We start from the raw sequence: 14,281 nt of genomic DNA, 5'->3' as shown, positions 1-14,281 counted from the left end.
CCCGCGGGGTGTGGCCGGCGACGGTCACGCCCCGCGGGGATGGTCCACGCCACGTACCTGCTCCACCGCGTGCCGCAGCAGCGGACCCAACACCCGCATCCCGTCCCGCGCGCCGCCCGGGGACCCGGGCAGGTTCACCACCAGCGTCGAGCCCGCCACGCCCGCCACACCACGCGACAACACCGACGACGCCACCCCGTTGCGGACGCCCTCCATCGCGATCTGCGCCGCCAGGTGAGGCAGGTGACGATCCAACAACGGCTCGGTCACCTCCGGCGTCAAGTCCTGGGGGCTCAACCCCGTCCCGCCGGTGGTGACCACCACCGCCACCCCCTGCGCGACCGCCTGCGACAACGCCGCCCCCACCGGCGCCCCGTCACCGACCACCACCCTCGACACCAGGAAACCCAGCTCCTCGAGCGCAGCCGCGACGACAGGACCGGACCGATCCTCATAGACCCCGGCAGCGGCCCGGTTTGAAGCAGTGATCACGACCGCGTCAAGCTGTTCCATGCCGCACGACCTTACCCATCTCCCTCCACCAAGACCGCCGACGACCCGGGCCATGGAGCAGGAGGCCTTCCTTGGCCTGATCGGGTTCGCGATCTCCCTCTACTCACTAACGGTGGGGCTGCTGCAGACCCGCTTCTTCGGCAGTGTCCGCGCCACGAGCGAGGTCAGAGCGATGCCCGCACCGACGGGTGCGGCCAAGGCCTGGTACTGGGCCGCCCTGGCTCTCGGTGTCGTCTTCTCGATCTGGACCTATCTGTCACTGTTCTCGTGGGCGATGCGGGTGCGGCCGCGCTGGCTCGTCCAGGCGCCCACCTTCTACATCGGGACGTGGGCCGCCGCGACGGGCCTGTTCTCGCTCGCGCTGCTGGTCATCTCATGGCTCGCGTTCGGCCGCCGCTCGGGTATTTCGTTGTCGGAGCGCGGTGTCATCATCAGCCCCGCCAAGCTCGGCAAGACGGTGCTACTCGCGCTCATCGTCGTGGTGACGAGCTTCCTGTGGGTGTTCGTCTCCACCTGGCTGTTCCACGTCGACTTCCGGCTCTGGGTCGTCACGATCAAGGCATTCGGCCCCGACAAGCTCCCGATCATGCTCACCTACTTGCCCTTCCTGCTGCTGTTCTATGTCGTGAACTTCGTAGCGATCAACAGTTTCAACTTCGTGGGTATGGGGGCTCTTCGCCGTTGCGGTGGGGAGTGAGGGGTTCGGCGGGTTGAGCGGCGGGTAGGGGTCGAGGTCCCCGAGGATCAGGAGCGACCAAGCTGCCCGATTCGTTCTCGAGGACCTCGACGTGTCTCACGCTACTGGGTGCGCCGACGCGCGCACGACCACCGATCCCTGCGCTCGCTGCGATCTTCTGTTCGGGCTCGATGGCGTTCGAGTCGAGCGGGTTGATCGCGACCCGATCACCATGCGGGTGACGGTCTCGACGCCCTGGCAGCTGGCGGGCTGCCCGGACTGCGGGGTCGTCGCGCTCAGCCGCGGCCGGCGGGTGCGGGTGCTGCGCGACGTGCCGCACGGCGACGTTAGGGTCCAGATCGTCTGGCGGCAACGACGTTGGCGCTGCGGCGAGGTCGAGTGCCCGCGGGGGACGTTCGCCGAGCAGGTCCCGACCCTGGTCGCCGCTCGCGGCGTCCTGACCCGCCGCGCGGTGAGGTGGGCGGTCGGGCAGCTGCGCCGCGAGCACGCCACGATCGCTGGGCTCACCCGCCGGTTGGGGGTCGGCTGGGCGACGCTGTGGCGCGCGGTCCAGCCCGAGCTCGAATGTCTGGCCGGTGACCCGACCAGGTTCGCCGGTGTGACGTCTCTGGGGGTCGATGAGCACATCTGGCACCACGGCGACGCGCGTGAGCGCGGCCCGAAGGAGTTGACCGGGATGGTCGACCTGACCCGTGACCAGGCCGGACGCGTGCACGCCCGGCTCCTGGACCTGGTGCCCGGCCGCTCGAAGAAGGCCTACACCGACTGGCTGCTCGACCGCGGCGTCGACTTCCGCGCGCGGATCGAGGTCGCTGCCCTGGACCCGTTCGGTGGCTACAAGTCCGCGATCGACGCCGAGCTCGCCGACGCCACAGCCGTCCTGGACGCGTTCCACGTCGTCAAGCTCGGCACGCAGGTCGTCGACGAGGTACGCCGCCGAGTCCAGCAGGACACCACCGGGCACCGCGGCCGCAAGGGCGACCCCCTGTTCGGAATCCAGACCATCCTGCGCGCCGGCGCCGAGAACCTCACCGACCGCCAGCTCGCCCGCCTCGAGACCGCGGTCTTGGCCGATCCCGCCCACGAGGAGGTCTACGTCGCCTGGCGCTGCGCCCAAGACCTCCGAGCCGCCTACCGCGCGAAGGACACGACCAAGGGCCGCCGCCGCGCCGAGAAGATCCTGGACGCGTTCCACACCTGCCCGATCCCCGAGGTCGCCCGCCTGGGACGCACCCTGCGCCGCTGGCGGCAGGCGTTCTTGGCCTACTTCGACACCGACCGCGCGAACAACGGCGGCACCGAGGCCGTCAACGGCATCATCGAGCTGCACCGGCGCCTCGCCCGCGGCTACCGAAACCGCGACAACTACCGCCTCCGCATGCTCCTCGCCGCCGGCGGACTGATCACCTGATCCCTACCGGAACGGCGAAGAGCCGGTATGGGCAGGCGGGAGTGGATCAACACCGCGGTCCTCGCGCTCTTCAACGTCCTCGGGGCGCTCATCATGGTGCTGGTGCAGTACACGTACTTCTTCACCACAGGAAAGACCTTCACCGAGAGCGTGCTCAACCCGCCGGTGTCCAACATTGTCGGCATCTGGCTGCTCCCGCTGCTGGTCTACTTCCCGGCCGCGGCGGTGCTGGATCGCATGCTGTTCCGTAGGACGCGAAACCCTTACCTTGGCGGGATCATCATGGCCCTGATAACCACGGCCATCTCCGTGGCCAACACCCTGACCCAGGTTTAGAGTTCATCCGGCGGTGCCGCGGGATCGATCCGCGGCACCGCCCTTCTACGGGCGGAAGGTGCAAGGGTGCTGCCGCGTCTCCCGTTCCGTCTCACAACCGGTCGTTGCAAGACGCGCGGCGTCACACGAACCTGACAGGGATGTGCCCAATCCGGAGATTGGCACGATGGCCGTCGAAGAGGTAACGCTGGTTGTCAAAGACACCGAGATAGTCCGCTAGCCTCCGGCAAGCGAGTATGCATGCCCGATAAGCCACCTTCTGAGGAATAGGTCCGGTTCTCGGCGCCAGGGCGTCCTCCCCCGCGGCACAGGTCGGCATCGTCACCGTGCCGCTCGCAAACACGGTGGCGGCTCAACCGGTTATCACTGGCGATTTGTTTGATTATCGTCAGTAATACAGAACGAATTGCATCGGGGGTTTTCCTGCGCCACCGTGTTGCTCCTGTCAGGATGTGGGATGGGTCGACCGGCGGTGCGCGTGTGGCAGTGAGGTGGTGCAGTTACCTGCTGCTGGGGCGGACGAGAGTTTGGATGGCGAGGACAGCGGGCCCTTGGGCCCAGTCGTCGACGGTCAGATGCGGGGTCTGCAGGTGAAGGGGCGCTGCGGCCGGGTCCCGGTCGACGGCAATCTGTTGCTGCATGGCTGCGCCGGCAGCTTCGGCGAGGCGGGCGCCTTCTCCGGTGATGATCATGCGGTAACAGGCGGTGAGGTTGGCGACGGCGGCAACGAGCCGCCCAAGCGCTCTGGCGGCTTGGTCCACCACGGCCTTGGCGGCGGGCTGACCTTGAGCTGACAAGTCGAGGGCTTCGTCGTAGGTGACGTGGCGACGCAGGGCGACGCTGGTGCGAGTGGCGACGGCTTCATCGGACAGCATGGCTTGGGCGCATCCTTGGTGGCCGAGTGGGCAGAGCGGTCCGGTGGCGTCGAGGGGGAAGTGTCCGATCAGTCCGAGGCCGCTGTCGGGGCTTTCGACAAGTTCGCCGTGGATGACCAGTCCTAGGCCTGCTCCGACGCCAAGGGTGATGACGGCGAACCGGTCCAGGCCACGGCCGTAGCCGAACCAGGACTGGGCGCGGGTGAGGGCCATCACGTCGTTGTCCACAACGGTGGGTATGCCGGTGGTCTTACGCACCATGGTGGCGAGGTCGGTGGGGCCATTCCAGGCGAAGAACGGCGACGAGCGGACTGTGGTGTGCGCCTCGACCATGCCGCCGAGACTGATTCCCAGGCGGTTCGGCACCACACCCTGCTCGGAACGGAGTCGCTCGACCAGATCGGTGATGACATTGACGACGCCGTAAGGGCTGGTGTCGTTGATCGGCGCTTGGGCTGAGGTCAAGACTTCGGCGCGTAGGTTGGTGATCACCGCATGAGCCGCGTCCGGGGTCAACCGAACGCCGAGGAAGTGACCCGCGTCCGCCACCACCTGCAAGGGACGAATGGGCCGCCCGGATGGGCCGGTACCCGCGTCGCTGGTCTCTTCCAGCAGACCACCGTCCACGAGCGGCCCGACCAGTCGGGTCAGTGACGCCGGAGACAAGCCCAGGCGTCGAGCCAACGCGCTCCGGGCCAACGGACCGTGGAGCAGCACTTCCAACGCGATGGTCTGCTCAGTATCGGTGCGCCGATCCCAGGGGGTCAGCGCACTCGTCATTCCCAGATGGTCCCACATGAGACGTGGCGAGACTTCCATCGCAATACCCCCGTGTTGCTCAAAGTTCTGTTTCAGAACCTACAGCATGCGTAGGCTCGGCGGAAGCCCCCTCTTGACAGTTATCTAGTTCTGCAATGAAACTTACGTCATCATTTTCTGCACATGGAGGTGCTGCATGTCAGCGTCACAACGTTCGAAACGGGTGCTGGCGGTGATGGGCGCGGCCGCGGTCGTCGCGTCCCTGCTCGGCCCGCCCGGCACAGCTCAGGCGAAGCCCCCGGCCGATCCCCCTGCGTCTGGCTCCGTGGTTGCCGCTGCTCCGGCGAACACAGACACACTGACCACGTGGACCCACGCGAACGCGGTCGCCACGTCGGCGCCCGTTGCTGGTGACCAGGTCCGCCGATCGCAGTTTTACGACGCCTCGGTGACCCCTGCCAAGGGCCGGAAGACCGCCTATCCGTCGTTCGTCTACATGAGCGTGCCCCGGGGCGGCAAGGACAAGATCGGCTACACCGAGGACGACGGGGCCGAGTACACCTCGAAGGCCGGCTACACGATGAGCTGGTCGAGCTTCGAGTACGCCGCCGATGTCTGGGTCAATGTCACCTTGAAGACCGGCCAGAAGATCACCTCCGTCGACCAGGTCACGGTCCGTCCCACCGACCTGGGCCTGAAGAAGCGTCTGGTCGACAGCAGCACCATCGCCGTCAAAGTGCCTTACAACAAGGACGGGTACCGCTTCTCGGTCGAGTTCGACCCGCAGCAGACCACCGCCTACAACGACCTCACCGGCGGCAGCGGCACCCTCACCACCGAGAAGGCGGGCAACCGCGCCGTCAGCACCGAGCCGAAGAACTCGATGCTGGTCTTCGCCAATCCGAAGCCCACGGCGAAGCAGGCCAAGCAGCTGATCCCCACCACGAAGTCGGGGACCATCTACCGGCCCAAGCCCGGCTTGGTGAACAACCTCAACAACATCAGCGAGGAGATCGTCTACTTCGCCCCCGGCACCTACTACATGGGTGCGGACTACCACGCCGTCCTCCCGGCGAACGTCAAGTGGGTCTATCTCGCACCCGGCGCCTATGTGAAAGGCGCCTTCCGGTTCCTCCATGACACCCAGAGCGCGTACAAGGTCACCGGCCTCGGCGTGCTGTCCGGTGAGCAGTACGTCTACGAGGCCGACACCACCAACGGCTACAACCACAACGTCAACGAGAACTGCCACGTCACCTGCGTGAAGATGCTGCAGTTCGAGTCCTCCAACAAGGGTCAGACCCTGCAGGTGGATGGCGTCACCGTCAACGAGCCGCCCTACCACTCCTTCGTCACCTACGCCCACGACGCAGCCGGCACGGAGATCGGCGTCGAGAACTTCAAGATGCAGGTCGCCAACTACAAGCAGGTCGGCAGCTGGTACTGGCAGACCGACGGCATCGAGCTCTACGACGACGGCCAGATGGAGAACACGTTCTTCCACGCCAACGACGACGTCCTGAAGATCTACCACAACCGGGTCGCCATCAAGAACACCGTGATCTGGAAGAACGAGAACGGCCCGGTCGTGCAGTGGGGCTGGGTTCCCCGGGACATCGACGGCGTGACCGTGACCAACACCGACGTCATCCACAACCGGATGTACTGGAAGGACGTCAAGTACAACACCTGCGTGTTCAACTCCTCCTCCCACTACGAAGACATGGGCGCCACCGACCGGGCCGATCCGGCCACCACGGTGAAGAACATGACCTTCACCGACACCCGGGTCGAGGGGGCGGTGAACTGCGCGATCCGCGTGTACGCGCTGTCGAACACCGAGAACATCAACATCAACGGTCTCGCGATCGATGAGTGGAACGACCTCGACCTCACCGCTCAGGCCAACAAGCTCAAGCGGTACACCGACCGCAACGGCACCAAGGTGACCATCGGCAACGAGGTCACCGACGGCAACGGCCTCCGTCTCCACAACTACACCGTGGGCGGCACCCCGATCGCCAAGGCCGAGAACAACTGGGCCAGTGACGAGCTCGGCCGGCTCGACTTCGACGGCGATACCTGGGACAGCTGGAACGCCACCTACGACGGCCAACCCACCGGCCGCGCCCCCAGCCTGACCATCAACGGACCCGCGGACGGCTCCATTGCCGCCGCCCGCACCGTCACCTTCAGCGGCATCACCGACGCCGCCAAGGTGACCATCCGGGTCAACGGCACCGAGACGAACGTGCCCGTGCGCCGGGGCGGCTTCAGCACGACCGTCACCTTGCCGAACGTGTCCAACCGCATTGTGATCACGGCGATTGGCAGGAACGGTGTCATGGCTGTCGACCGTCGCACCATCACCGCCTACGGCGACAAGGTCGGTGCGGTCAGCGACCCGGCCGGTGACGACAACGGCCCGGGCAGCTACACCTATCCCACCGATGGTGCGTTCAACGCCGGCAGCCTGGACCTGACCGGTCTGGAGGTCTACCGCGACGGGGATACCGTCCGGTTCGTCGCTTCCACCGCCGGACCGATCAACAACCCCTGGGGTGGCAACGGGATGAGCACGCAGCGTCTCAACATCTACCTCGCCAACGGACAGTCCACGATCGCCACACCGTTGCTGCCCGGTACCAATACCTCCGCCAAGGGCGCCTGGAGGTACGCCGTCGTGGCCGATGGCCGCTACGACAGCTCACGCTTCGGCAGCGGCGTGTACGGGGACGATCTGCAGAAAATCGGGAACATCACCCTCGACGTGATTCCTACCGGCAAGATCATCGCCTCCGTCCCCGCCAGCGCTCTCACCGGCCTGGACCTCAGCACCGCCGGCTACCAGATCTCCATGTTCAGCGACGCCGAAGACGGCGAAGGGATCGGCAACATTCGACCCATCTACAGCGCCGACTGCGCCCGCGGAGTCAACTGCCCCTCGTTCGTCGGGCCATACCGCGGTGGCGGTGGCGCAGGAGACTGGACCGACGCCATCGAGTCCCGTGATACCGACACTCGTGACTCCAACGCGTTCGACATCATCTCCGGCCAGGAGTCGCAGAGCGAGGTGATGGACTGGACCAAGGGCTCAGTGGTCGCCCCGTACGTGCAGCTCGCTCGCTGACCACCGTCAACGAGCACTACCGACGCCAGCCAGTGGGCCACCACCCCCTTGGCCGGCAGCCAGTCTCAGCGGCACCCGGGAGCCCCCCCCTCCCGGGTGCCGCACCCATCGGCAGCAACCACTGATGATCAAGCCACAAGAGGACCCTCCAAAGATGCCTGCCGCTCAGCCACTCACACCAACCGCCGCGTTCTGGCTCGAGGCCCTCGACACCTTCGACATCCACCAGGACGGGCCGCACTGGACATAATCGCGGCTCATAGTCTGCCTCCCGAAAGGGGTCTGCGAGGCGCTGACAGCGGCAGGTGAGTGTGGGGCGCGGCCCCATCCGAGTCAGCGCTTGAGGTCGATGCGTGTCTCGGTGCAGCGGTATCCGGCTCGCTCGGTCGCCGGTGAGCAGTGTCCCCGCCGACATGGTTTGGGCATAGGCTCGGCGCAGCCACACGAGAGGACACCATGGCCATCAGCAAGCAGCCCGCGGCCCCCACCCAGGCAGACCGTCGCATGGTGCTCGGGATGGGCTTGTTCCGGGTCGGGATGCTGGTCTTCCTGGCCGCCACCCTGTGGGCCATCACCAACAGCTCCGTCATCGCCAAGGGACTGGCCTCCGGCGGCGCTGCGGCCGCGCTGGTCGGCATGGTGCTCGCGCTCATCGCACGACGCCAGGGCCGCCGGATCCCTGAGAACCCCCGACGTCGCGTCTGACTCTCACCTGTTTGGGGTGATCCCCGTTCATCCTCGACGTGGTGTGCACAATCGTCCCCAAAACGAGGATCCGATGGGATAATCCAATCTGACCCCCATTTTGGGGACGATTTTCTCCGAGCACTACCCCCAGACGCCGGAGCTGCCGCGGCGCCAGGAGCCCAGCAGGTGGGTGTCTACGATGCCGACGGCCTCCATCAGCGCGAACATCGTGGTGGGTCCCACGTGCGCGAATCCGGTCTTCTTCAAGGCCTTCGACAGCGCCACCGACTCCGGCGAGCTGGTGGGCACCTCGGAGAAGTCGCGAGGCTGCGGCGTCGCGGCTGGCTTGAAGCCCCAGATGAAGTCCACCAGACCGCCCTTCTCGCGCAGCGCCACCGTCGCGCGGGCATTGGTGATGGTGGCATCCACCTTGCGTCGATTGCGCACGATCCTGGCATCGGTCATCAACCGCTCCACGTCGCGCTCGTCGAAGAGCGCCACCGCGTCGGGCTCGAAGTTGGAGAAGGCGGCACGGAAGTTCTCCCGCTTGCGCAGGATCGTCGCCCAACTCAGCCCCGACTGGAAGGCCTCCAGGCTCAGCCGCTCGAACAGCCCCCGCTCGTCGCGCACCGGCATGCCCCACTCGGTGTCGTAGTAGCTGCGCATCAGCTCGTCGGAGGCAGCCCACACCGGACGGGCCCGGCCGTCGTCGCCGACCGTCAGGCCAGGATTCTCTGTCATGCGCCCATCCTGCCGTGCCCGCACGGGGTGCCGCATCGAGACGGGCGTGCAGGACGATTGGAGCCTCACGACCTCACGCTCCCCAGTTCACGTTGCGCCTCGTGAGCAACGTTGCGCGCGTAATGCCAGGCGCAAGGTTGCTTTTCGTGCGCGACGTGGACGGGAGGAGCACGGGGTGGGTTCACGAGGCGCGATGTGCACAAAGCGGGCGCGAGGTGGGCGCAATGGGCGCGAGGTGCCTGGCAGCCGGACCGAGATCTGAGCCCAGCCACACCCGAAGCCACGCCCCAGCCAGTTCACCTGCGCGTCACCGGGGCTGGCTAGCGTGCGGCGGTGAGCACAGCCCAACCCACTCTCGCCCGACGGCTCGGCCTCGGCGACGCCGTGATGATCGGGCTCGGGTCCATGGTGGGCGCGGGCGTCTTCTCGGCCTTCGCGCCGGCCGCTGCGGCAGCGGGGCACTGGCTGCTGGCCGCACTGGCCATCGCGGCACTGGTGGCCTGGTGCAATGTCACCTCCTCGGCCCAGCTCGCGGCCCGCTACCCGACCAGCGGCGGCACCTACTTCTACGGACGCGAGGAACTGGGACCCTGGCCCGGCTTCGTCGCCGGCTGGTGCTTCGTGGTGGGCAAGACCGCCTCCTGCGCCGTCATGGCACTCACCTTCGCCCACTACGCTGCCCCCGAGGGCTGGCCGCGGCCGATGGCGGTGGCCGCCGTCTGGTTGCTGGCCGTGGTGAACATGTTCGGCATCACCCGCACCGCCCGGCTGGCCCGGATCCTCGCCGTGGTGGTGATCGCCGTCCTCGCCCTGGTGGTGGTCCTCGGCCTGGGCTCCCAGGCCGCCCACCCGCCGGCCCCGACGCTGGCCACCAGCCCCGGGCCGATGGGGGTGCTGCAGGGCGCCGGCCTGCTCTTCTTCGCCTTCGCCGGCTACGCCCGGATCGCCACCATGGGAGAGGAGGTGGTGGAGCCGCGTCGCACCATCCCACGCGCCATCATCACCGCCCTGGGCATCGCGCTGCTGGTCTACCTGGCTGTCGGCGCCACGCTGCTCCACCTGCTCGGCCCCGCGCGACTGGCCGCCAGCCCCGCCCCGCTGGCCGAGGCCGTCCGGCTCGCGGGGCACGCCTGCGCGCTTCCGGTGGTGCGATTCGGCGCGGCCGCGGCGGCGCTCGGCTCACTGCTCAGTCTGGTGGCAGGCATCGGTCGCACCAGCCTGGCGATGGCCCGCGAGGGCGACCTGCCCCGGGCGCTCGCCGTCATCGACCCGCGCCACCAGGTGCCGCGTCGGGCCGAGGCGGTGCTGGCCACCGTCGTCACCCTGGTGGTGCTCACCACCGACCTGCGCGGCGCAATCGGCTTCTCCAGCTTCGGCGTCCTGCTCTACTACCTGGTGGCCAACCTCAGCGCCTGGCACCAGGACCGCGACCGGCTCTACCCGCGGCTGTGGCAGGGGATCGGCGGGGTGCTCTGTCTGGTGCTGGTCTGCACCCTGCCGCTGTCCTCGGTGCTCTGGGGGACAGGAGTGGTGCTGGTGGGCGTGCTCGGTCGGCTGGCGCTGCGCCGCGGGGGAGCGTGACCCGCGCGCGGACCTGAGACCTGCCCGGGACATGAAGCCCGCCGAGACGCGGGCACCGCTGGGGCAGGAATCCCGCCCGGACATGAATCGTGCCGAGCGCATCATCCGGTGGTCCCCCGACCAACCGGTGCGCTCGGCACGTGTGGCAGGTGGCACGTCCCCTCGAAACCTGTGGTTCCGCCCCCGGGCCGTGGTCCGGGCCCCCGCCCGGTCCTCCTGCTGTCTTCAACTCTCCCGCGCCGCCGGCCCGTGGGCAAGCACCTGCGGATCGGGGCCGCTCAGCGTCCCCACAGTCAGCTCTCGCGGTGCGGCCCCTGCTCGGCGCGTGCGCCACGGTCCAGGTACTTCTCGTAGGGCTGGTCCGCCTCCTCCTCGACGTACATGCCGGGGGTGTCCAGAACCAGGTTGGCGCCACCGGCGGCGTCGGACAGGTAGCGCGGCGCGATCGCGCGGGCCACGTGCCACAGGACAACCGTCGCCAGGGTGCCGAAGGCGATGCCGCCCAGGGTGAACTCCTCGCTGAACTTCAGGCTGACGTCGCCGACGCCGATGATGATGCCCGCGGCCACCGGCACCAGGTTCACCGGGTTGCCGAAGTCCACCCGGTTCTCCTTCCAGATCTTGGCCCCGAGCAGGCCGATCATGCCGTAGAGCACCACGCAGATGCCGCCCAGCACGCCACCGGGCGTCGCGGAGATCACCGCGCCGAACTTGGGGGAGAAGCCGAAACCGATGGCCACCACGGCCGCCACCACATAGGCGGCGGTGGAGTAGACCCGGGTGGAGGCCATCACGCCGATGTTCTCGGCATAGGTGGTGGTGGGGCCGGCGCCGACGCCGGTGGCCAGCATCGAGGTCAGGCCGTCGGCGACGATGGCGCGGCCCATGGTGTCGTCCAGGTTGGTGCCGGTCATCTCCGCCACCGCCTTCACGTGGCCGGTGTTCTCGGCGATCAGCGCGATCACCACCGGCAGCGCCAGCAGGGCGAAGGCCAGGCTGAAACTGGGGGCGTGGAAGCCCAGCACATTGCTGGCGCTGCCCAGCTTCCAGTGGGCCAGGTCACTGACCGGCGGCAGGCCGAACCAGTCGGCGGTGCGCACGTTGCCCCAGTCGACGCGGTAGGCGGTGGTGGGCTGGCCGTCCACCAGCCGGGTCACCGGGCCGGCGAGACGGTCCAGCACCGCGCTCAGCGCATAGCCCACCAGCAGCGACAGGAAGATCGCGATCCGGCCCAGGAAGCCGCGCAGGCCCACCGACAGGAAGACCACCACCAGCATCACCACCAGGGCGGTCCACTGGTCCTGCGGCCAGTAGGTCTTGGCCACCACGGGCGCCAGGTTGAAGCCGATCAGCATCACCACGGCACCGGTCACCACCGGCGGCAGCACCCGGTGGATCACCCGGGCACCGGCCACGTGGATGATGATGCCCACCAGCAACAGGGCCAGGCCGACGAAGAGCAGGGCACCGCTCACGTGGGAGGGATTGCCGCCGTGGGCATAGATGGTGGTGGCCACGCCCACGAAGGAGGCCGAGCTGCCCAGGTAGGAGGGCACCCGGTTGCGGGTGATGGCCAGGAAGAGCAGGGTGGCGACGCCGCTCATCATCACGGCGAGCTGCGGGTTCAGCCCCATCAGCAGCGGGAAGACGAAGGTGGCTCCGAACATGGCCACCACGTGCTGGGCGCCCAGCCCGACGGTCTTGCCCCAGCTCAGGCGCTCGTCGGGGGCCACCACGGCCCCCGGCTCCAGCACCCCGTCGTTGTGCAGCTTCCAGATCACGCCGCTCTCCCTTCGTCGGCGTCATCCTAGGGTGCGCTCCCGGCGCTCCCGGTCAGGGGCCCTGCCGCGGGATGCGGGCCAGGTCCAGGCGCTCGGATGCGCCCCGGAACCAGTAGCTGGATCCGGCTCAGATCCAGGAGCGGAACCACATCCGGGCCAGCCAGGCCTTGCGGGTCATCATCTGGTCGGTGAGCACCGGGTAGATGAAGCAGAAGTTGGCCGCCACCAGCGCCACCGCGCCGCCCACCAGCAGGGCGCGGCGTCGCCGGTCTGGCCCGTCGGCCGGACCCAGCAGCTTGCCCAGCCACAGCGCCAGCACCGTCACGGTGAAGGGGATGATGCAGATGGCGTAGAAGAAGAACAGCGGGCGGTCGTCGTAGTTGAACCACGGCAGGTAGGTGCTCATCGCGGCGACGATGGGCAGCCCGAAGCGCCAGTCACGGCCGGCGATCCACACCACCAGGCCTGCCAGCAGGGCCGCCAGCGCCATCCACCACAGCACCGGGGTGCCGGCGCCGGAGATGACGCGCAGGCAGGTGTCGTTGACGGCCTGGCAGCCGTCGACGCCCGGCTTGATGTCGTTCACCGCGTCGATGCCGATCGGACGCGCCATCACCAGCCAACCCCAGGGATTGGCCTCGTAGACGTGGGTGGCATTCATCATCGAGTCGCCGGTGTGGAAGTTGTAGATCTCCTGGTGGTAGTGCCACAGCGAGGCCAGCGGCTTGCCCAGGAAGCGGGTGGTCCAGGCGTCGGGATTCTTGGCGCCCCAGTCGCGCGACCAGCCGCCGTGGGTCACCAGCCAGCCGGTCCAGCTGGCCAGGTAGACCGGCACGGCCACCACCACCAGCTGCACGAAGGCGGGGATGCCGTCGCGCAGCAGCGACAGGAGGCTGCGGTGCCCGGCGCCGGCCAGCCGACGCGCACCCAGGTCCCAGACCACCGACAGGATGCCCATCGCGGCCAGCACGAACATGGAATTCCACTTCACCGCGCAGGCCAGGCCGAAGCAGACGCCGGCCGCGATCCGCCAGGGGCGCAGCACCAGGCCCGGCCCGAAGCTGCCACCCAGGTCCGCCCAGCCGGCGTGCTCCAGATAGGCCGCCAGGCGGTGGCGGAACCAGTCCCGGTCGGCCGCCACGCAGGCCACGCCGCAGACCAGGAAGAGGGCCTGGAAGATGTCCAGCAGCCCGATCCGGCTCATCGTGAAGGCCAGCCCGTCCAGCGCCAGCAGCAGGCCGGCGATGCCGCCCACCAGCGTGGAGCGCGAGAGGCGACGGGCCAGCCGGATGGTGGCCATCACCAGCAGGGTGCCGGCCACCAGCGAGGAGACCCGCCAGCCGAAGGAGTTCATGCCGTAGAAGTGCTCGCCCAGCGCGATCAGCCACTTGCCCAGCGGCGGGTGCACCACGAAGGAGGGCTCGGGGGTCCAGCCGTTGGTGATCCCCTGCGCGATCGCGTCGTTGATCTTGGTCTTGGTGCCCGGCTGGGTCTCGGGCCAGGTGCCCTCGTAGCCCAGGTGCAGCATGGTCCAGGCGTCCTTGGGGTAGTAGGTCTCGTCGAAGACCAGGTTCCCGGGACGGCGCAGGTCCACCCAGCGGATCGCGAAGGCGAAGGCGGTGATCGCGAGCGTGACCAGCCATCCCACCAGCCGGTCCTGCGGCGGGGCGTCCTTCAGCTTGTCGATGGCATGGGCGCGGGTCTCGATCACGAGCACATCCTAGGTGCTGGCGCTCGCGCGCTCCCGACGCCGTCGCTGCGGCCCCGACG

11 protein-coding genes are annotated in these 14,281 nt (G+C 68.2%); 6 read left to right on the top strand and 5 right to left on the bottom strand.

What is annotated here, in order from left to right:
* Positions 1–24 precede the first annotated feature (24 nt).
* A complete protein-coding gene (locus ABD073_RS10585) occupies positions 25–513 on the bottom strand; it encodes a MogA/MoaB family molybdenum cofactor biosynthesis protein (protein ID WP_343874415.1) in 489 nt (162 codons plus the stop codon).
* Positions 514–565: 52 nt separating this feature from the next.
* Here ABD073_RS10585 and ABD073_RS10580 point away from each other — a divergent pair, with 52 nt between their 5' ends.
* The 3 genes from ABD073_RS10580 to ABD073_RS10570 all read left to right on the top strand — a co-directional run bounded on the left by ABD073_RS10580 (position 566) and on the right by ABD073_RS10570 (position 2,957).
* Positions 566–1,210 carry a hypothetical protein gene (locus ABD073_RS10580; RefSeq protein WP_343874413.1) on the top strand — a complete coding sequence of 215 codons (645 nt, stop codon included), beginning with the start codon at positions 566–568 and terminating at the stop codon, positions 1,208–1,210.
* Between the two features lie 91 nt (positions 1,211–1,301).
* Positions 1,302–2,621 (top strand): ISL3 family transposase, encoded by a 1,320-nt coding sequence (locus ABD073_RS10575; protein ID WP_343874411.1) that lies wholly within the window; start codon positions 1,302–1,304, stop codon positions 2,619–2,621.
* A gap of 27 nt (positions 2,622–2,648) precedes the next feature.
* A complete protein-coding gene (locus ABD073_RS10570) occupies positions 2,649–2,957 on the top strand; it encodes a hypothetical protein (protein WP_343874409.1) in 309 nt (102 codons plus the stop codon).
* A 500-nt stretch (positions 2,958–3,457) separates the two neighbouring features.
* Here ABD073_RS10570 and ABD073_RS10565 read toward each other — a convergent pair whose 3' ends face one another.
* A complete protein-coding gene (locus ABD073_RS10565; protein WP_343874408.1) occupies positions 3,458–4,612 on the bottom strand; it encodes an ROK family transcriptional regulator in 1,155 nt (384 codons plus the stop codon).
* 202 nt (positions 4,613–4,814) lie between these two features.
* Between ABD073_RS10565 and ABD073_RS10560 the strand changes: the two genes are divergently transcribed.
* A complete protein-coding gene (locus tag ABD073_RS10560) occupies positions 4,815–7,721 on the top strand; it encodes a family 49 glycosyl hydrolase (RefSeq protein WP_343874406.1) in 2,907 nt (968 codons plus the stop codon).
* Between the two features lie 456 nt (positions 7,722–8,177).
* The gene (locus ABD073_RS10555; protein WP_343874405.1) at positions 8,178–8,426 is read left to right on the top strand and encodes a hypothetical protein; all 249 of its coding nucleotides are present in this window, start codon (positions 8,178–8,180) and stop codon (positions 8,424–8,426) included.
* 123 nt (positions 8,427–8,549) lie between these two features.
* Here the strand turns inward: ABD073_RS10555 and ABD073_RS10550 are convergent, their stop codons facing one another.
* Entirely contained in the window at positions 8,550–9,149 is a 600-nt protein-coding gene (locus tag ABD073_RS10550; protein WP_343874404.1) for a DNA-3-methyladenine glycosylase I, read from the bottom strand.
* 333 nt (positions 9,150–9,482) lie between these two features.
* Between ABD073_RS10550 and ABD073_RS10545 the strand changes: the two genes are divergently transcribed.
* The gene (locus ABD073_RS10545; protein ID WP_343874403.1) at positions 9,483–10,730 is read left to right on the top strand and encodes an APC family permease; all 1,248 of its coding nucleotides are present in this window, start codon (positions 9,483–9,485) and stop codon (positions 10,728–10,730) included.
* A gap of 293 nt (positions 10,731–11,023) precedes the next feature.
* On the opposite strand, the gene ABD073_RS10540 is transcribed toward ABD073_RS10545, so the two are convergent.
* Both ABD073_RS10540 and ABD073_RS10535 read right to left on the bottom strand, forming a co-directional pair.
* Positions 11,024–12,511, bottom strand: coding sequence for a uracil-xanthine permease family protein (locus ABD073_RS10540; protein ID WP_343874401.1), 1,488 nt, complete (start codon positions 12,509–12,511; stop codon positions 11,024–11,026).
* Positions 12,512–12,638: 127 nt separating this feature from the next.
* A complete protein-coding gene (locus ABD073_RS10535) occupies positions 12,639–14,222 on the bottom strand; it encodes a dolichyl-phosphate-mannose--protein mannosyltransferase (protein WP_386751665.1) in 1,584 nt (527 codons plus the stop codon).
* Between the last annotated feature and the right edge of the window lie 59 nt (positions 14,223–14,281).

Source organism: Luteococcus peritonei, from assembly GCF_039526385.1.
In the GTDB taxonomy this organism is placed as follows: Bacteria; Actinomycetota; Actinomycetes; order Propionibacteriales; family Propionibacteriaceae; genus Luteococcus; species Luteococcus peritonei.
This window is presented reverse-complemented; position numbering and strand designations above follow the sequence as displayed.